General features: G+C 73.2%; 19 protein-coding genes. 12 read left to right on the top strand and 7 right to left on the bottom strand.

Translation table 11 applies throughout. From position 1 onward, the window contains the following. The first annotated feature begins 6 nt into the window (after positions 1–6). Positions 7–912 carry a LysM peptidoglycan-binding domain-containing protein gene (locus BLT36_RS10065; RefSeq protein ID WP_092094826.1) on the top strand — a complete coding sequence of 302 codons (906 nt, stop codon included), beginning with the start codon at positions 7–9 and terminating at the stop codon, positions 910–912. A 236-nt stretch (positions 913–1,148) separates the two neighbouring features. On the opposite strand, the gene pgi is transcribed toward BLT36_RS10065, so the two are convergent. The 4 genes from pgi to BLT36_RS10045 all read right to left on the bottom strand — a co-directional run bounded on the left by pgi (position 1,149) and on the right by BLT36_RS10045 (position 5,853). Next, positions 1,149–2,870, bottom strand: coding sequence for a glucose-6-phosphate isomerase (gene pgi / locus BLT36_RS10060; protein ID WP_092095753.1), 1,722 nt, complete (start codon positions 2,868–2,870; stop codon positions 1,149–1,151). Positions 2,871–3,031: 161 nt separating this feature from the next. Then, entirely contained in the window at positions 3,032–5,332 is a 2,301-nt protein-coding gene (locus BLT36_RS10055; protein WP_092094824.1) for a heavy metal translocating P-type ATPase, read from the bottom strand. Beyond that, the gene (locus tag BLT36_RS10050) at positions 5,329–5,547 is read right to left on the bottom strand and encodes a heavy-metal-associated domain-containing protein (RefSeq protein WP_092094822.1); all 219 of its coding nucleotides are present in this window, start codon (positions 5,545–5,547) and stop codon (positions 5,329–5,331) included. Before BLT36_RS10050 ends, BLT36_RS10055 begins: the two co-directional genes overlap by 4 nt. 15 nt (positions 5,548–5,562) lie before the next feature. After that, on the bottom strand, positions 5,563–5,853 hold the full coding sequence (locus tag BLT36_RS10045) for a metal-sensitive transcriptional regulator (RefSeq protein ID WP_092094820.1): 291 nt from the start codon (positions 5,851–5,853) through the stop codon (positions 5,563–5,565). A 104-nt stretch (positions 5,854–5,957) separates the two neighbouring features. Here BLT36_RS10045 and BLT36_RS10040 point away from each other — a divergent pair, with 104 nt between their 5' ends. From BLT36_RS10040 to BLT36_RS19025, 11 genes are all read left to right on the top strand, one after another. After that, positions 5,958–7,151 carry a helix-turn-helix domain-containing protein gene (locus BLT36_RS10040; RefSeq protein WP_092094818.1) on the top strand — a complete coding sequence of 398 codons (1,194 nt, stop codon included), beginning with the start codon at positions 5,958–5,960 and terminating at the stop codon, positions 7,149–7,151. Positions 7,152–7,313: 162 nt separating this feature from the next. After that, positions 7,314–7,784 (top strand): Asp23/Gls24 family envelope stress response protein, encoded by a 471-nt coding sequence (locus tag BLT36_RS10035; RefSeq protein ID WP_092094816.1) that lies wholly within the window; start codon positions 7,314–7,316, stop codon positions 7,782–7,784. After that, entirely contained in the window at positions 7,781–7,972 is a 192-nt protein-coding gene (locus tag BLT36_RS10030; RefSeq protein ID WP_071291129.1) for a DUF2273 domain-containing protein, read from the top strand. The genes BLT36_RS10035 and BLT36_RS10030 overlap by 4 nt, the downstream gene beginning before the upstream one ends. After that, entirely contained in the window at positions 7,969–8,283 is a 315-nt protein-coding gene (locus BLT36_RS10025; RefSeq protein ID WP_092094814.1) for a hypothetical protein, read from the top strand. Before BLT36_RS10030 ends, BLT36_RS10025 begins: the two co-directional genes overlap by 4 nt. A 9-nt stretch (positions 8,284–8,292) precedes the next feature. Next, on the top strand, positions 8,293–8,868 hold the full coding sequence (locus BLT36_RS10020; protein WP_092094812.1) for a DUF6286 domain-containing protein: 576 nt from the start codon (positions 8,293–8,295) through the stop codon (positions 8,866–8,868). Continuing rightward, positions 8,865–9,428 (top strand): hypothetical protein, encoded by a 564-nt coding sequence (locus BLT36_RS10015; protein ID WP_092094810.1) that lies wholly within the window; start codon positions 8,865–8,867, stop codon positions 9,426–9,428. The genes BLT36_RS10020 and BLT36_RS10015 overlap by 4 nt, the downstream gene beginning before the upstream one ends. A gap of 90 nt (positions 9,429–9,518) precedes the next feature. Next, positions 9,519–9,692 (top strand): CsbD family protein, encoded by a 174-nt coding sequence (locus BLT36_RS10010; protein WP_092094808.1) that lies wholly within the window; start codon positions 9,519–9,521, stop codon positions 9,690–9,692. A 77-nt stretch (positions 9,693–9,769) separates the two neighbouring features. After that, positions 9,770–10,765: an Asp23/Gls24 family envelope stress response protein gene (locus BLT36_RS10005; RefSeq protein ID WP_092094806.1), complete on the top strand. Its 996-nt coding sequence runs from the start codon at positions 9,770–9,772 to the stop codon at positions 10,763–10,765. After that, positions 10,762–11,178, top strand: coding sequence for an MFS transporter permease (locus tag BLT36_RS10000; protein WP_092094804.1), 417 nt, complete (start codon positions 10,762–10,764; stop codon positions 11,176–11,178). The genes BLT36_RS10005 and BLT36_RS10000 overlap by 4 nt, the downstream gene beginning before the upstream one ends. A 36-nt stretch (positions 11,179–11,214) precedes the next feature. Then, a complete protein-coding gene (locus BLT36_RS09995; protein ID WP_092094802.1) occupies positions 11,215–11,406 on the top strand; it encodes a hypothetical protein in 192 nt (63 codons plus the stop codon). Positions 11,407–11,489: 83 nt separating this feature from the next. Further along, on the top strand, positions 11,490–12,071 hold the full coding sequence (locus BLT36_RS19025; protein ID WP_254787549.1) for a gamma-glutamylcyclotransferase family protein: 582 nt from the start codon (positions 11,490–11,492) through the stop codon (positions 12,069–12,071). 195 nt (positions 12,072–12,266) lie between these two features. On the opposite strand, the gene BLT36_RS09985 is transcribed toward BLT36_RS19025, so the two are convergent. Genes BLT36_RS09985 through BLT36_RS09975 form a run of 3 tightly spaced genes read right to left on the bottom strand, consistent with a single transcriptional unit; the run spans position 12,267 to position 17,019 of the window. Beyond that, entirely contained in the window at positions 12,267–13,238 is a 972-nt protein-coding gene (locus BLT36_RS09985) for an NAD-dependent epimerase/dehydratase family protein (RefSeq protein WP_092094800.1), read from the bottom strand. Beyond that, on the bottom strand, positions 13,235–15,949 hold the full coding sequence (locus tag BLT36_RS09980) for an alpha/beta fold hydrolase (protein WP_092094798.1): 2,715 nt from the start codon (positions 15,947–15,949) through the stop codon (positions 13,235–13,237). Before BLT36_RS09980 ends, BLT36_RS09985 begins: the two co-directional genes overlap by 4 nt. After that, a complete protein-coding gene (locus tag BLT36_RS09975; RefSeq protein WP_092095750.1) occupies positions 15,946–17,019 on the bottom strand; it encodes a 3-oxoacyl-ACP synthase III in 1,074 nt (357 codons plus the stop codon). The genes BLT36_RS09980 and BLT36_RS09975 overlap by 4 nt, the downstream gene beginning before the upstream one ends. Positions 17,020–17,086: the final 67 nt, after the last annotated feature.

Genomic DNA, 17,086 nt, shown 5'->3' with positions numbered 1-17,086 from the left:
GGAATCATGAAACGGATCGTGACGGTCGGAGCCGTCGTGCTGGCCACCGTCGCCCTGTCCGGTTGCTCGTTGCTGCGCGGGTCGGACGACGCCCTGCCGGCGCCGTCCACCCCGCCGGCGACGACCGCTCCCCCGAGCGACAGCCCCACCCCCACGCCGACCGGGGAGTCGGCATCGGACCTGCTCGAGGCTTCCGCGAACCCCCGGACGCCCACGCCCGAACCGACCGAGGCGGCGGCACCCGCGCCGACGCTGACCCCGATCCCGGGCGGCACCGTGCTCGCCCAGGGCGACGTGGCGTCGCCCAAGGGCAGCATCCACTTCCACTTCCGGGTGGTCGCGAACGGCGACGACACGTTCACCGCGCAGTACTCCGGCGTCACCTCGACACTGCCGGTGCCGGTCGCCGTCGCGCTGTTCGACCTGCCGCGGAAGGTCGGCGACGGGCTCACCTACGACGGCGTCGGAGCGCACACGCTCGGCGGACCCACGAGCGGCCCGATCGCCGCGAACGTGCCGCTGACCGGGTCCGGTGTCGACCCGTCGCACCTCGGCACGCTCGTCACGTACTCCGCCGCGGCCGCCGGCCAGGACGTCCCCGTCGAGATCGCCGCCGGCAAGGTGCTCGCCGTGACGACGGTGCGCTGGTCCGTGCCGGCACGGCAGACGAACGTGCACCCGAAGGACGCCGGAGCCCGCGCGAACGCGACCGGGCCGGTCACCGCCACGACCGCGGCCGGGGCGCCGAAGTCGTACACGGTGGCACCCGACGACCTCATCGGGGACGTGGCCGCGCGGTTCGGCATCACGGTGCGCGACCTGGTCTGGCTGAACGAGGGCGTGCAGGTGTTCGGCGAGGACCAGCACCTGTACGAGGGCACGACGCTCAACCTCGACCCGCTCGGTCGCTGACGCTCGCGGGCAGCCGGCCCGCCCGCCGGCCGGCCGGCCCGCCCGCCGGCCCGCCGGCCCGCCGGCTGGCCCGAGTCTCGGCCGCAGCGACAGTTCTCGGGCTTCGTGGCCCGAGAACTGTCGCACAACCCGAGTCTCGGGTCGCGTCCGCACCGCGGCCAGCGCGACCAGCAGACGGACGGGAGGCCCGTGGCGGATCCGCCACGGGCCTCCCGTCCGTCTGGTGGGGGCGTGCGTTACTTCCGCAGCTCCAGGTACTTCGCGATGAGCGCCTTGGTCGACGGGTCCTGCGCGTCGAGCGCGGCCTGGTCGCCCTCGACGGCCGGCGTGACCTGCAGCGCCAGCTGCTTGCCGAGCTCCACACCCCACTGGTCGAACGAGTCGATGCCCCAGATCGTGCCCTCGGTGAACACGATGTGCTCGTACAGGGCGATGAGCTGGCCGAGGACACTCGGGGTGAGCTCCGGCGCGATGATCGACGTGGTCGGCTTGTTGCCCGGGAACGTGCGCGCCGCGACGATCGCCTCGTCCGTGGTGCCCTCGGCGCGGACCTCGTCGGCGGTCTTGCCGAACGCGAGCGCCTTGGTCTGCGCGAAGAAGTTCGCCAGGAACAGCGTGTGCACGTCGGTGCCGGGCGCGACACCCTTGCCGTCGCCGGTCTCGTCCTTGAGCGGACGGGCCGGGTTGGCGACCGTGATGAAGTCGGCCGGGATCAGGCGGGTGCCCTGGTGGATGAGCTGGTAGAACGCGTGCTGGCCGTTCGTGCCGGGCTCACCCCAGAAGACCTCGCCGGTCTCGGTGGTGACGGGCGAGCCGTCCCAGCGGACGCGCTTGCCGTTCGACTCCATGGTGAGCTGCTGCAGGTACGCGGCGAAGCGGTGCAGGTACTGCGTGTACGGCAGGACCGCGTGGCTCTGCGCACCGAGGAAGTTCGTGTACCAGACGTTGAGCAGGCCCATCAGGACGGGGACGTTCTGCTCGAGCGGCGTGGTGCGGACGTGCTCGTCGATGGCGTGGAAGCCGGCGAGGAACTGCTCCCAGTTCTCCTTGCCGATCGCGATGACGACGCTCGTGCCGATGGCCGAGTCGACCGAGTAGCGGCCGCCCACCCAGTCCCAGAAGCCGAAGGCGTTCTCGGGGTCGATGCCGAACGCGGCGACCTTGTCCAGCGCGGTCGAGACGGCGACGAAGTGCTTCGCGACGGCGTTCGACTTCTCGTCGTCGGATGCGTCCGTGAGGCCGAGCCGCTCCCACAGCCACTGGCGGGCGAGGCGGGCGTTCGTCAGGGTCTCGAGGGTGCCGAAGGTCTTCGACGCGACGATGAAGAGCGTGGTCTCCGGGTCGAGGTCGGCCGTCTTCTCGTAGATGTCGGCGGGGTCGATGTTCGAGACGAAACGGGCCTCGAGACCGGGCTGGACGTAGGGCTTGAGTGCCTCGTAGACCATGACCGGGCCGAGGTCGGAGCCACCGATGCCGATGTTGACGACGGTCTCGATGCGCTTGCCGGTGACACCGGTCCACTCGCCGCTCCGCACCTTCGAGGCGAAGCCGTAGACCTTGTCGAGCGTGGCGTGCACGTCGGCGTCGACGTCCTGGCCGTCGACCGTCAGGGGCGCCGCCGGCACGAGGCCCTCGGTCGCCTTCGGGCGGCGGAGCGCGGTGTGCAGGACGGCACGGTCCTCGGTCGCGTTGATGTGCTCACCGGCGAGCATCGCCTGGAAGCGGTCGGCGACGCCGGTGTCCTTCGCGACCTGCAGCAGGGCACCGAGGATCTCGTCGTCCACGAGCCCCTTGGACAGGTCAACGGTGAGGTCCGCCGCCTGGAACGTGTAGCGCTCGGCACGACCGGGGTCGGTGTCGAACCACCCTCGCAGGTCCGGGGTGAAGCCGGCGGCGATGCCGTCCAGCTGCTTCCAGCCTTCGGTCGATGTGGGGTCGACGGGAGCGGATTCGGTCACGGGGTCCTCCTGGATCACCTTCAAGACGTACAAGCCCGCGGGTCACCGCAGCGCTGCGTCGCGGACCGTCTTCGAGCGTAGTGCCGTCGGGCGGGTGCTGCGCACAGTCGGGTCGCGTCGCGCGGGCGGCGGGTCACGGCAGCGGCGTCAGGGCAGTGGGGTCAGGGCAGCGGGGCGAAGCGACGGAGCCGGAGGCTGTTCGTCACGACGAAGACCGACGAGAACGCCATGGCAGCACCGGCCAGCACCGGGTTGAGCAGCCCGGCCATCGCCAGCGGGATCGCCGCCACGTTGTACGCGAACGCCCAGAACAGGTTCCCCTTGATGGTGCGGAGCGTCGCCCGGGACAGCCGGATCGCCTCGGCCACCACGGTGAGCCGACCGCTGACGACGGTGATGTCGCTCGCGGCGATCGCCGCGTCCGTGCCCGCGCCCATCGCGATGCCGAGGTCCGCTGCGGCGAGCGCCGCGGCGTCGTTCACGCCGTCACCCACCATCGCCACGGTCCGTCCCTCGGACTGCAGGCGCCGGACGGTCTCGAGCTTCGAGGCCGGGGTGGCGCGGGCGTGCACCTCGTCGATGCCGACCTCGGCCGCGACGGCACGGGCGGCGCCCTCGTTGTCGCCGGTCAGCAGCACGGGGCGCAGGCCGAGCGCGGTGAAGCGGCGCACGGCGTCGGCGGCCTCGGGCTTGACGGTGTCGCCGACGACGACGAGGCCGATCGCGGCACCGTTGCGGGCCACGACGACGGCGGTCCCACCGTCCTGCTCGGCGGCTGCGAGTCCGTCGACCAGCGTCTCGGGGAGCTCGATCGACCACGACTCGGCGAGCCACCGGGCGGTGCCGACCAGGACGACGTCCCCGTCGACGACGGCCTGCACGCCGGCGCCGGGAGTGGAGGTGAACCGGGACGCGTCGACCGGCTCCACGGCGAGGTTGCGGGCACCGTCGACGATCGCACGTCCGACGGGGTGCTCCGATCCCGCCTCGACGGCGCCGGCGAGCCGGAGCACGGTGGCGTCATCGGCATCGGTCGTGCCGGTGACGGACCGCAGCGACATGGTGCCGGAGGTCACGGTGCCGGTCTTGTCGAGCACGATCGTGTCGACCGCGCGGGTGCGCTCGAGGACCTGCGGGCCGCCGATGAGGATGCCGAGCTGGGACCCGCGGCCGGTGCCGACGAGGAGCGCGGTCGGGGTCGCGAGGCCGAGCGCGCAGGGGCACGCGATGATGAGCGTCGCGACGGAGGCGGTGAACGCGGCGGTCACGGAGCCACCGAGGACGAGCCACCCGGCGAACGCGAGCAGGGCGAGGCCGATGACGATCGGCACGAAGACGCCGGAGACGCGGTCCGCGAGGCGCTGCACCTCGGCCTTGCCGGTCTGCGCGTCCTCGATCAGTCGTCCCATCCGGGCGAGTTCGGTGTCGGCGCCGACCCGGGTGATGGTCACGACGAGGCGTCCACCGACGTTGATCGTGGCGCCGGTGACGGTGTCGCCGGGACGGACCTCGACGGGGACGGACTCGCCGGTGAGCATGCTGAGGTCGACGGCGGACGATCCGTTGCGGACGGTACCGTCGCTCGGGATCCGCTCCCCCGGCCGCACGACGACCACGTCGCCGACGACGAGTGACGCGGCGGGCACGCGGACCTCGGTGGGGCCGGAGTCGCCGGCACGGAGCACGGTCGCGTCCTTCGCCCCGAGTTCCAGCAGGGCGCGGAGGGCGGCGCCGGACTGCTGTTTCGCGCGGGCCTCCATGTACCGGCCGGCCAGGATGAAGACGGTCACGGCGCTGGCGACCTCGAGGTAGAGGTCGCTCGCCTCGGGGTCGGTCGCGAACCACGCGAACGTCATGTGCATGCCGGTCATCCCGGCGTCGCCGAAGAAGAGCGCGTACAGCGACCACCCGAACGCGGCGAGCACGCCGACGCTGACGAGCGTGTCCATCGTCGCGGCGCCGTGCCGGGCGTTCACCCACGCGGCGCGGTGGAACGGCAGTGCACCCCAGACGGCGACCGGTGCGGCGAGGGCGAGGGCGAGCCACTGCCAGTTCGGGAACTGCAGCACGGGCACCATCGACAGCACGACGACGGGCACCGCGAGCACGGTGGTCACGAGGAGGCGCTGGCGGAGACCGCCGGCGGGGTCATCGTCACGGCGGTCCGACGCGTCCGAGGAACCCGACGCGTCCGAGGAGCTCGTCGGGACCGGCGGCGCGGGGACGGTCGCCCCGTAGCCCGCCGACTCGACGGCCGCGATGAGCGCGGCGGTGTCGGCCGTGCCGACGGTGGCACCGGGCTCGGCGGCGTCGGCGCGCTCGATCTGCACGCGCGCCTTCTCGGTGGCGTAGTTCACGGTCGCCGTGACGCCGGGCAGCTTGCCGAGCTTCCGTTCGATGCGGTTCGCGCACGAGGCGCAGGTCATGCCCGTGATGTCGAGCTCGACGACGCCGTCCGTCATGACCGCACGACCTCGTACCCCGCCTCGGTGACGGCGTCGCGGAGGGCCTCGGCGGCGACGGGGGCGTCCGACGTGACGGTGACCTCGGAGCGGCCGCCGGGCACGAGCTGGACAGCGACGTCCGACACCCCGTCGAGCTCGCTGAGCTCCTCGGTGACGCTCATCACGCAGTGTTCGCAGGTCATGCCCTCGACGAGCAGGAGTTCGGTGGTCATGGTGTTCCCTTCGGTTCAGGAGCGGACGAGTCGGGCGATCGCCTCGCTCGCCTCGCGCACCTTGGCGTTCGCGGCGTCTCCGCCCTCGGCGACCGCTTCGGCGACGCAGTGCGACAGGTGGTCCTCGAGCAGCGACAGCGCGACGCGTTCGAGCGCCCGGTTCGCCGCGGAGATCTGGGTGAGGACGTCGATGCAGTACGTCTCGTCCTCGACCATGCGGGCGATCCCCCGCACCTGGCCCTCGGCGCGACGGAGCCGCTTGAGCAGGTCGTCCTTGTCGCCGATGTAGCCGACGTGTTCGTGCATCGTGTCCTCCGTAGTGGGTCAATACGGTACCCCCCTAGGGTATTCCGAATCCACCAGGACGCAACCGCTCCGGATCACGCACCGGACCGTGGCATGATGCGCGCATGACCGCCCCGTCCGCCAACGGCTTCCGCAGGCTGCGGTTCGGGGACGGCGACGGCTCGGACTACTCCGCGATCTTCGAGGCCGAGTACCACGGCTCCGACTTCGCCTCGGACACCTTCGCCACGAACGACGCGCGCTACGAGTACACGGTCGTCGGCGACGACGACCTGACGCTGCGGACCATGCGCGCCGAGGGCGGGAAGCGCGGCGGGGTCATCGGACCACGGGACGACCACGTGGTGTTCTGGCTCACGAAGGGCCGGCTCGACATGCACTTCGCGGACCGGTCCCGCACGGTCGAGCCGGGCAGCCCGTACATCGCGTCGGCGTCGGAGGCGTACCGGTTCGAGTCGTCGGAGACGGTCTACAACGGGGTCCACGTCGCCGACCGCTTCCTCCGCCAGGTCGGTCGTGACCTCGGCTTCCGACTCCCCGACGGCCCGCTGCTGTTCGAGCAGCAGGACGAGGTCGTCGCCCGTCAGGAGCCCCTCCGGCACCTCATCCGCGAGCTCGGTCCGATGCTCGTCGACGACCGGGTGGTCGGGCCGATGCGGACGGCGCTGAACCGTCGTCTCGCCGTGGTCGTCCTCGACACCTTCCCGCTGCGGAACCGCGGCTCGGACGTCCCGCTGGCGAACCGGCTGCGCGATGCCATCCGGTTCATCGAGTCGAACGCGGCCGATCGCCCGTCAGTCCCCGACATCGCCGCCGCGTGCGGCCTCAGCCAGCGCGGACTGCAGGACGTGTTCGCCCGCACGCTCGACTCGACCCCGCACCGGTTCCTGCGCGACCACCGGCTCGACCGGGTGCGCCGTGACCTCCTGCACGGTGACGGTGCCGACGGCGTCACCACGACCGCGCGCCGCTGGGGCTTCACCAACCCCGGCCGCTTCGCCGTCGCCTACCGGGATCGCTTCGGCGAGGACCCGGCCACCACCCTCCGGTCGTCGCTGGCCGCGCGGCCCGACACCGGACGCGCCTCGTGGCGGCTCCGGAAGGCGCTCGCCTTCATCGAGGCGCACGCCGACGACGGCGTCACCCTGCAGGAGATCGCGGATGCTGCCGGCATCCGTCCGCGTCGCCTCCAGCAGCTCTTCCAGGAGGAACGGGGCGAGTCCCCGATGTCGGCCGTGCGCTCGATCCGTGGTGCGTCCGAGCGCAGTCGCGCAGCCGGAACCCGCGCGCTCGACTGACCGCTGCACCCCCAGGGGTACGGAAACCCGGGGATCGACGCGTTTCTCTGACAGATCGCTGAATCCGAGAAGTCGTGTGTGACGAACCTCCAGTGAGCCCCGTCTCATCCGTGAACAGCAACCGCTGGGAACGCCCGGCGGGACGATCGGAAGGAAACCCAGATGGCTGACACCACGACCACCACCCCGGCCACCACCGCCTCGGCGGCGACGCGCAGCACCGGCACCCACTCGGGCGCCACCGGCGTCACGGGCAAGACCGTGATCGACGACACCGTCGTGTCGAAGGTCGCCGGCATCGCCGCCCGCGAGGTCAACGGCGTGCACTCGCTCGGCAACGGCGCGGCCCGCGCGATCGGCGCCATCCGCGACGCGATCGGCCAGCGCGACTTCGGTCAGGGCGTCAAGGTCGAGGTCGGCGAGAAGCAGGTCGCGGCCGACATCGTGATCGTCGCCGAGTACCCGGTGGCGCTCCAGCAGGTCGCCGACGGCGTCCGCGCCGGCGTGGCCCGCGCGCTCGAGCAGATCGTCGGCATGGAGGTCGCCGAGGTCAACGTGACCGTCCAGGACGTCTACATCCCGGGCGACGACGACGACAACGACGACGAGAAGAAGGAAGCGCGAGTCGCATGAGCAACACACTGATGGGCGCCCTCATCGGCGCCGTCCTCGCGGTCGTCGCACTGCAGTTCGGCTTCTGGGGCTTCGTGCTCGTGGTCGTGTTCGGCGCGGTCGGGGCCCTCGTGGCCGCGCTCGTGACGGGCCGCATCGACCGCGGTGCCCTCGCCGACGTGCTGACCGGGCGCCGGAGCTCCCGGTGAACGCCGGCCCGGACGTCCCGGGCCGCGTCGAGATCACTGCTCGCGCGCTGACCTCGCTGGCGCGGGCCGTCGCAGCCGAACGGCTCGGCGCCCCCGCCAAGCGGGTGCGGGTCGGACTCGGCGACGCGTCCGGCGCACTCTCCCTCGACATCACCGGCCCGATCGCGGCGGGCGACGACATCGTCGGCCGCTCCACCCGGGTCGCCGAGGAGGTCAAGGGCCGCGTGGGCGACCTCACCGGCCGCCGCGTCGGCAGTGCCCACATCGAACTCACCGGGATCGTGCGCGAGCACGAGTCCCGCACCCGCTAGGAGGACAGCATGAGCAACGGTTCCGTCGAACGACGCATCCGTCGCCGGAGCGTGCACCGCTCCCGGTCGACCGCCGTGACGGTGGCGCTCGTGGTCCTCGTCCTCGTCGCGGCCTGGATCGGCACCGAGTCGGTCCTCCGCGCGATCGGACGACCTCCGCTGGTCGCCGACCCCCAGACCGCGGTCGACGCCGCACTCCGACCCGACGCGGCGTTCACCACGATCGCCGAGGTCGTGGCCGTGGTGCTCGTCGTCCTCGGCGTGGTGCTGATCGTCCTCGCCCTGAAGCCCGGCCGCCAGCACCGCTCCGTCGTGGAGCACGAGCGGGGTGCCGTGATCATCGACACCCGGATCGTGGCCTCCACCGCAGCGAACGCCGCCGGCATGGCCGCCGGGGTCCCGGAGGGCAACGCCTCCGCGACCGCCCGCGGCCGTCGGACTGAGGTCCGCGTGGTCCCCGTCACCGGTGTGCCGGTCGACGAGGCCGTCGTGCGGGACGCCGTCCGTGACCGTCTCGTCGGGCTCGACGAGCGATTCGGCCGGAGCGTCCGCGTCCGGGTCGAGGAGAAGGGAACACTCGCATGACCAAGAGCAACCGGACCCTCAACCGGATCATCCTCCTCGTCCTCGGCCTCGTCGCCGTCGTGGTGGGCGTCGTCATCGGCGCGGGCGTCCTGCCCGCCGTCCGGGACGCGACCTCCTCGTACGTCGACCTCCCCCGCAGCCTCGACGTCCCCGCGTCGTCCCTGTGGATCGTCGCCGGTGCCTGCGCCGTCGTGATCGTGCTCGCCCTCGTGTGGGTGTTCACCCGCGGTGGCGGCGGGACGTCCGTCGCCGTCCGGGAGCGCTCCGGCGACGACGCCGTCACGGTGAACGTCGCCCTCGTCCGCGACGTCGTCGACCACGAGCTCTCCGGTGTCCGCGACGTCGTCGGCTCCCGGGTCGACACCTACATCGTCCGGCGGCAGCGCGCCGCCCGGATCCGGGTCGCCGTGCGACGCGGCGGTGACGCGGTCACCGTCCTCGACGCCGTCGACCGCGCCGTCGCGGTCCTCGACCGCACCCTCGGCCGTCAGGTGCCGGTGCTCGTGCACCTCACCGGCGGTACCCGCTCCGCCCTGGCGAAGTCGACCCGCGTCCGCTGACACCCGTCTGCCGGACGCAACCCCGGGCCTCCAGGCCCACCCACCACCACCATCCACCGGGCACGCGCCCGCTCCACGAAAGGACCCGTCATGGGACTCGACGACAAGATCAAGAACGCTGCCCAGGACCTCGCCGGCAAGGCGAAGGAGGCCATCGGCAACGTCACCAACGACGACCAGAAGGTCGCCGAGGGCAAGAAGGACCAGGCCGCCGCGAGCGTCAAGCAGACCGGCGAGGACGTCAAGGACGTCTTCAAGAAGTAGGTCGCACGAACCGTGTCGGGGCACCCGCGAGTCGGGTGCCCCGATGCGTTCCGGCGGAACCCGAACGAGGAGGAACCATGCAGCACGACCCGAACGCGCACACGCAGGTGGCCACGGTGCCCCTGCCCGCGGAGCTCACGGAGCCGCTGCCCGACGGCGCGAGCACCGCGACGATCGTGGCGCGGACCGCAGCCGAGACCGCGCTGGGCGTGCCCGGCGTGCACCACCTCGGCGGGATCGCCGCCCGCGCCGCCGACCAGCTGCGGAAGCAGCTCGGCCGGAGCGCCGGCACCGCCGGGGTGCAGGTCGACGAGGACGACGGCGCGCTCGGCGTGCAGGTCGCGATCGTCGTCAGCTACCCGCGGCCCGTCCTCGAGGTCGCGGAGGAGGTCCGCAAGCAGGTGACCGCGGCGACCGGTCAGCTGTCGGACCTCCCGGCGTCCGTCGACGTCCGTGTGCTCGACGTGCACGGTCCGTTCGACGAGGAGCAGTCGCCCCTCGGCCGGGCGACCGAGGCCGCGACGGACGCCGTCAAGCACGCTGCCGAGACCACCGGCGAGGCCGTCCAGCAGGCCACTGCGACCACGGCGGACGCGACCAAGCGGGCCGCTGCGGCGACGGCTGACGTGACGAAGCGCGCTGCGGACGCGACGGCCGACGCCACGAAGCGCGCCGCCGACACCACTGCCGACGCCACGAAGCGGGCCGCCGATGCGACGGCCGAGACCACCAAGCGTGCCGTCGAGGCCACGACGGACACCGCCGAGCGCATCCGGGACACCGCCGCCGATTCGCTCGCCCGCGCGTCCGAGCAGGCTGCCGACGCCGCATCGTCGGCGAAGGACGCGGCCGAGCAGGCACGGGACGTCGTGGTCGACGCGGCCGAGAGCACGCGCCAGCGTGCTGCCGACACCGTGGAGTCCGTGCGTGACGCGACGCCCGCAGACCGGGCAGCCGCAGCAGCCGACGCCGCTGGCGACGCCGCCGACGCAGCGAGCGACGCCGCCGACGCCGCGGGCGACGCCGTTGACGCCGCAGCGGACGCCTCGCAGCACCGTCCGGAGCAGCCGTGACCACCGCCTGGTCCGGGAGCCGTCGGACCCGCGTCCGCCGCCCCCGGCCCCGCGGCGTCTGGGTCGCGAGCGGCATCGGCGTCGTGCTCGTCCTCGGCACCGCACTCGGCGCGTTCCTGCCGCTCGTCGGGTTCCTCGGCGGCGTCACCGCGACCACCGCGGGACTCGTCCCGTTCCCGTTCGTCCGGGTCGCCCTCGTCAGCCTGCTCGGTGCACTGGTGGTCCTCGCGCTGCTCGTCCTCGCGTTCACCCGCCGGCACACCGCAACGGCGACGTTCGCGGTCGTGCTCGCCGTGCTGGTGAGCATCGCCGTGACGGTCTTCCCCGTCGTCCTCGTGGCCGTCGGGTCCGCCGACCGTGCCGGCGACGTCTGGCCGATCGTCACCGAGCTCTGGAACCGCTTCACCGGCTGAGACCGACCCCGTGCACCACCTACGAAGGAGCTCCACATGCGCAACCGCATCATCGTGATCGGCGCGATCGTCCTCATCGGCTTCTGGTTCGGCTCGCGTGCCAACCGTCCCGTGATCAAGACGTCCAAGGCCGACACCGCCCGGAAGATCTGGAACGACCCGCGGGCCCGCAAGGGACGCAAGAAGCTCGGCAAGAAGATCGCGAAGGCCGCCGGGCTGCACGGCTGACGTCCGCGACGGGACTGGAGGCACGCCCCACCTGAGCCGATCGGCTCGCGTGGGGCGTGCCTCCGGTCCGCTACTCTCGCTCCGTGCAGCGTCTCTCCCCCGGCCAGCGGTGGGTCATCGGTCTCGGTGCCTTCGCGGTGGTCTGCCTCGTCCTCGGCGTCGTCGTGCTCGGGTTCTCCGGTGCCGGCTGGGGTGGGGTGCTCGTCCTCTTCGGGCTGCTCCACCTCGGGTTGACGGGCCTCACGGGCGCCCTCGTGTGGACGGCGACCCCGACGCTCGCGCCGAAGCCGGTGCTCCCCACCGGAGTTCCGGTGCCCGGCACCGTGCAGCGGGTGTTCTCGTACGGCACGCTGCGCCAGCCGCTCGTGCAGGAGGAGCTCTTCGGCGGCCACGTTCCGACCACCCCCGATGCCCTGCCCGGGTGGCGGCTCGAGTGGGTGACGATCACCGACCCGGACGTGATCCGGACGAGCGGGTCCGACCGGCACCCGATCCTCCGCCGGGGTACGCCCGAGGACGTCGTCGAGGGCTCCGCGCTGACGCTCGACCACCCGTGGCAGCTCAGTGCCGCCGATCGCTACGAGGTCGCCGACTACCAGCGCATCCGGGTCACGCTGACCTCCGGCTGGACCGCCTGGGTCTACGTGGCGGCCGACCAGGCCTGACCCCCGCCACCCGCGCGCCTGGGCCGCGAGCGCCTGGGCTGGCCCGAGTCTCGGCGTGAGCGACACCTCTCGCGTCCGATCGCCCGAGAACTGTCGGTAAGCGCGAGACTCGGGCCCGGCGGAGCGCACGCGGCGACAGCGGGAGCGCAGGCGGCGCCCGCCGGAGCGCGCGCGGCGCCCGCCGGAGCGCGCGCGTCAGCGCGCGGCGGCCGCCAGGCGCTCGAGGCCCTCGTCGATCGACACCGCCGGCGCCCACTGCAGGTCCCGACGGGTCCGGCGCTGGTCGAACCAGTGCGCCGTGGACAGCTGCTCCGCGAGGAACCGCGTCATCGGCGGCTCGTCCTCGCCCGGACGCACCCGCCACACGGCCTCGACCAGGGAACCAGCAGCGCGGGCGACCCCGGCCGGCACGTGCAGCCGCGGCGCCGGCACGCCCGACGCGGTGCAGATGCCGGCGAGCAGGTCCGCGACCGGCCGCGGTTCCCCGTTGGTGACGACGTACGCGTTCCCGTGCACCCCCTCGTCGGCGGCGTGCTCCAGCGCAGCGACCATCGCCGACGCCGCGTTGTCGACGTAGAGCGTGTCGATGAGCGCGGCCCCGGAGTCGAGCAACGGCAGGCGACCGGTCCGGGCGCGGTCGACGATCCGTCCGACCAGCTGCGTGTCGCCGGGCCCCCACACCAGGTGCGGGCGGATCGCGACGACCGCGAAGTCGGGGGCATCGGCACCGAGTGCGATCAGCTCTGCTGCGGCCTTCGTGCGGGCGTAGTCACCGCGTGCACGCTCGGGCTCGGCCGGACCGGCACCCGCGCCGACCAGGGACGACCCGGTGTGGGCGACCGAGGGCGACGACACGAACACGAACCGACGGACACCGGCGGCACGGGCGGCGTCGACGAGTGCCCGGGTCCCGTCGACGTTCACGCGGACGAAGTCGGCCGGATCACCGGCGAGGGACACCTTCGCGGCGAGGTGCACGACGGCCTCGACGCCGTCGACGGCACGGGCGAGCGCATCGGGGTCGGTCATCGAGCCGAGGACGTCCGAGACCCCGGGCACGCCGGACGGTCGGCGCTGGAACGTCCGGACCTCGTGGCCGGCGTCCCGCACGGCAGCGGCCGTCGCCTGTCCGAGGAACCCGCTCGCGCCGGTGACCAGCACCCTCACGGGCGGACCATCCGCCCGCCGGACAGCACCGAGGTCGCCCAGCGAGCCAGCCGGGCGCGGTCGACCTTCGAGTTGTGCCGGATGTCGGTCGGCAGGACGGGCACGGTGAGGACTGCGGCGAGCGGCACTCCGGCGGCTGCCCGGACGGCCGCGGCGAGTGCGGGCGTGGCGAGGGCAGGACGACGAGCACGACGCGGCCCGGTCGTCTCGACGACGGCGACGACCTGCTGCGTCCCGCTCGGGCCGATGCCGGCGATGCCCGCCCGGCCGACGCCGTCGACTCGTTCGATGCGCTGCTCCGGCCCGACCGGCGTGACGACCCCGGACGGTGTGGTGACGACGTGCTGCAGGCGCCCCTCGACCCAGAGCCGTCCGGAGGCGTCGAGGTGGCCGACGTCGCCGGTGCGGTGGCCACGCGGGTCGTCCACGCCGAGCCGGGACACCCGGTTCGTCCGCCACAGCCGGTCGTAGTGGTCCCGCACGTGCGGCGCCGCGACGACGATCTCGCCCGTCACACCCGCCGCGTCCGTCAGGGCTCCGGTCGGCGCCCCGGCATCGTCGAGCGGCGCGATGCGCACCCGGACGCTCGCCGCCGGGACGCCGACGCAGATGCCGTCGTCGTCCGAGTCGGCCGCAGCCCGGACGCCGTCGAGGTCGACGTCCGTCATGAGCAGCCCCTCGGTCATGCCGTAGGGGGTGTGCGCGCTGGCGTTGGGCATCAGCTCGGTGGCCGCGGTCAGCAGCGCCGCCGACACGGGCGCACCCGCCGACAGGAACAGGCGGACCCGGCCGAGCGCCGCCCGGTCCGCCGGGGTCAGCGCGGACGCCGTCGCGACGACGTTCGCGATCGCCGCGGGCGACAGGAAGACCACGGTCGCGTCGGCCGCGGCCACCGAGGCGGCGACAGCCTGCGCGGTGAGGGTCCGGGGTGCGGTGACGTCCATGTCCGGCGCCACCGACCGGGCGCCGAGCGCGGGGCCGAGCAGGGCGAACGGTGCGAACCCGGCGACGAGTCCGGTGCCGACCCCGACGTCGTACTGGGTGGCGAGGGCGTCGCGGACGGCGCCGAGCTGGCCGTGCGTGTACACGACCCCCTTGGCCGGACCGGTCGACCCGGAGGTGAACAGCACGGCTGCCGGTGCGTCCGGCGACGGAGCATCCGGGAGCGTGGTGCCCGCTGCGAGACGCTGTCGGCCGAGGCGGGCGACCTCGGTGAGCGTGTGCTCGACCCGGAGCGCGCGACGGGCGGGACCGGGCAGCGAGACGGTCGAGATCCGGCGCCCGGGCCATCCGAGGGCGCGCGCGGCCCCGAGACCGGGCAGCGCGCCGATGATCCAGTCGGGTCGGGCACCGCGGACGGCGCGGGTCAACCCGCCGAGACCGAGTCCGGCATCGGCGACGACGACGACCGCGCCGACGCGGACGCAGGCGTAGAGAACCGCGGTCAGGTCGGCTCCGGGCGTCACGAGGAGCGAGACGCGATCGCCCGGTCGGACGCCGAGGTCGACGAGTCCGGTCGCGATCTCCTCGACACGGCGGGCGAGCAGACGCCACGTGACGGTGCGGGGGCCTCCGGCGGCGGCCATCTCGACGAGCGCGGGGTCGTCGCGCTCGCGCAGGTCGTCGAGTGCGGCCCACAGCGGGCGGCGCACGTCCGGCTCGTGGTCGGCGGCGGCCGGGAGGCGCGGCTCGGCTCCCGCGGGAGCGTACCCGTCCGGCAGGTGGTCGCCCAGCCAGTCGAGGACCGTCCCGGCGACGTCCGCGTCGTCCGGCAGCAGGTGCCCGGCGCCCTCGAAGCGGTGGACGTCGGCCTGCGGGAGCCGCTCGACCAGGTCGTCGAGGTAGCGCTCCAGGAACACCGGGTCGCGAGGACCCCACATGATGAGCGCGGGGACGTCGAGCGCTGCCACCCCGGCCGCGATCCGGTCGAGTTCGGGCGCGCTCGGGTGGCCGGCGTCGACGGGGATGTCGGCGACGAAGCCACCGATCCCGCCGCGACGAGCGGCACCGCGGTACGGCGCCCGGTACGCGTCGGCGGTCGCCCGGTCGAGGCGCGGGTGCGCGATCGCCAGGGTCGTCTCGAGGAACGCCGGCGTCAGGACGGTCGCACGACCGAGGAGTTCTGGACGGAGTGCGAGCCGCAACGGCGCCGGGATCGGGGCGTCGTCGGGCTGGTGCACGGCCGTGTTGCACGTCGTGACCGCCACCACGAGGTCCGGGTGGTCGACCGCCCAGCCGAGGGAGACCACGCCGCCCCAGTCGTGCCCGAGGCTGACCACCGGACCGTGGAGTCCGAGTTCGTCGGTGAGGAAGCCGAGGTCCCGCACGCGGTCGGCGAGCCCGTGCTGCTGCCCGGTCCGCTCCGAGAAGCCCATGTCGAGCTGGTCGACCGCGACGACGCGCCACGCGGGACCACCGGCGCGGGCGACCTCGAGCGTCCGCGCGGCGACCGAACGCCACAGGTACGACCAGGTCGGGTTGCCGTGCACGCAGAGGATCGTGCCGACCGGTTCGGCGCCGAGCGCGGCCAGGGACCCGGCCGTGTCGAGGAGGTGCCACGTGCGCTCGGGGCGATCCGTGCCTCCGGGTCCGCCACCCGCCTGACCGGGCACGGTCACGAGACGCGACCACGCGGGGTCGATTCCGGGCAGGGGCGGCGGGAGCGTCGCCGGAGCCTTCGCGGCGGCGACGCGCGGGAGGCCGGACCTCACCAGCGCAGTTCCATCATCGCCGTGTTGATGCCGGAACCCACACCGCCCAGGAACACCCGGTCGCCGCGGGTGATGCCGCCTCGGGCGACCTCGTCCGCGAGGGTGATCGGGATCGATGCGGGGCCGACGTTGCCGAACCGCTGGTACGTCGTCGGGACCTTGTCGCGCGGGATGCCGATCGCCTCGACGAAGGCGTTCGTGTGCACGTCGGAGACCTGGTGCAGCACGTACCGGTCCATGTCGGCCCAGTCGAAGTGCGCACGGGCCTCGTTCCAGGCGGCGACGACGAGCTCCATGCCGCCCTTCAGCAGCATCTTCGCGTCGGTGAACATGCCGTCGACGCTGCCGACGCAGAGGTCGTACCACTGCGTCGCAGCCCGGGTGACGCCGCCGACGATGCGGTGCCCCTCCGGGTGGACGTCGGACGGGCCGAGCACGGCGGCCGCGGCCCCGGACCCGAGGGTCAGGCTCGCGAACTCGCTCATGAAGTCCTTGCGGTTCCGGCCGCCCTGGTTGAGGCGGTCGATCGTGTTGAGCTGGACCTGGTCGGCGTCCTCGCCGTCCACCACCAGCGCGTACTTGATCTGGCCGGAGTCGATCATGCCCGCGGCGACGCTCATCGCGTTGACGAACCCGAGGCACGCGTTCGCGATGTCGAAGTTGATCGCGGACGACGGCAGCCCGAGGCCGTGGTGCAGGCGCACGGCGACCGACGGCTCGAGGTGCGGGCGGGTCACCGAGGTGTTGATGAGGAGCCCGATGTCCTCGGGGCGGACCCCGGCCTCGGCCATCGCACGGCGGCCCGCGTCGATCGCGGCGTCCTGGAAGGTCTGGCCCTCGCCCCAGTTGCGGCGCTCGGTGACACCGGCGACGCGTTCGAGCAGACCCATCGGCAACCGGAGCCGTCGGAGCACCCCGCGGAGTCGAGCTTCGATGTCCGCAGAGGTCGTCACGCGGTCGGCCGTGGTCGTCGCCACGGACAGCAGCGACACGTTCTGGTGCTTCGCCGTGGCGTTGCCGGGCTGCTCCGCATCGCTGCTCGTCGCCTGGTCCACCGGCCGTTCCGTCATGATCGTCACCGATACATACTTCCCCATCCAGCCTGGAAGCGCGATCCGGGACTGCTGGACCGGCGGT

The organism is Curtobacterium sp. UNCCL20, from assembly GCF_900101675.1.
Classification (GTDB): Bacteria; Actinomycetota; Actinomycetes; order Actinomycetales; family Microbacteriaceae; genus Curtobacterium.
Note: the sequence above shows the minus strand (reverse complement) of the source record. Positions and strands in the feature narration are given on the sequence as shown.

Bases quoted from the DNA above. Each gene is read 5' to 3' on its own strand.
- BLT36_RS10065 (WP_092094826.1), top strand. From the start codon at position 7: ATGAAACGGATCGTGACGGTCGGAGCCGTCGTGCTGGCCACCGTCGCC.
- BLT36_RS10055 (WP_092094824.1), bottom strand. From the start codon at position 5,332: ATGACGGACGGCGTCGTCGAGCTCGACATCACGGGCATGACCTGCGCC.
- BLT36_RS10050 (WP_092094822.1), bottom strand. From the start codon at position 5,547: ATGACCACCGAACTCCTGCTCGTCGAGGGCATGACCTGCGAACACTGC.
- BLT36_RS10045 (WP_092094820.1), bottom strand. From the start codon at position 5,853: ATGCACGAACACGTCGGCTACATCGGCGACAAGGACGACCTGCTCAAG.
- BLT36_RS10040 (WP_092094818.1), top strand. From the start codon at position 5,958: ATGACCGCCCCGTCCGCCAACGGCTTCCGCAGGCTGCGGTTCGGGGAC.
- BLT36_RS10035 (WP_092094816.1), top strand. From the start codon at position 7,314: ATGGCTGACACCACGACCACCACCCCGGCCACCACCGCCTCGGCGGCG.
- BLT36_RS10030 (WP_071291129.1), top strand. From the start codon at position 7,781: ATGAGCAACACACTGATGGGCGCCCTCATCGGCGCCGTCCTCGCGGTC.
- BLT36_RS10020 (WP_092094812.1), top strand. From the start codon at position 8,293: ATGAGCAACGGTTCCGTCGAACGACGCATCCGTCGCCGGAGCGTGCAC.
- BLT36_RS10015 (WP_092094810.1), top strand. From the start codon at position 8,865: ATGACCAAGAGCAACCGGACCCTCAACCGGATCATCCTCCTCGTCCTC.
- BLT36_RS10010 (WP_092094808.1), top strand. From the start codon at position 9,519: ATGGGACTCGACGACAAGATCAAGAACGCTGCCCAGGACCTCGCCGGC.
- BLT36_RS10005 (WP_092094806.1), top strand. From the start codon at position 9,770: ATGCAGCACGACCCGAACGCGCACACGCAGGTGGCCACGGTGCCCCTG.
- BLT36_RS09995 (WP_092094802.1), top strand. From the start codon at position 11,215: ATGCGCAACCGCATCATCGTGATCGGCGCGATCGTCCTCATCGGCTTC.
- BLT36_RS09975 (WP_092095750.1), bottom strand. From the start codon at position 17,019: ATGACGGAACGGCCGGTGGACCAGGCGACGAGCAGCGATGCGGAGCAG.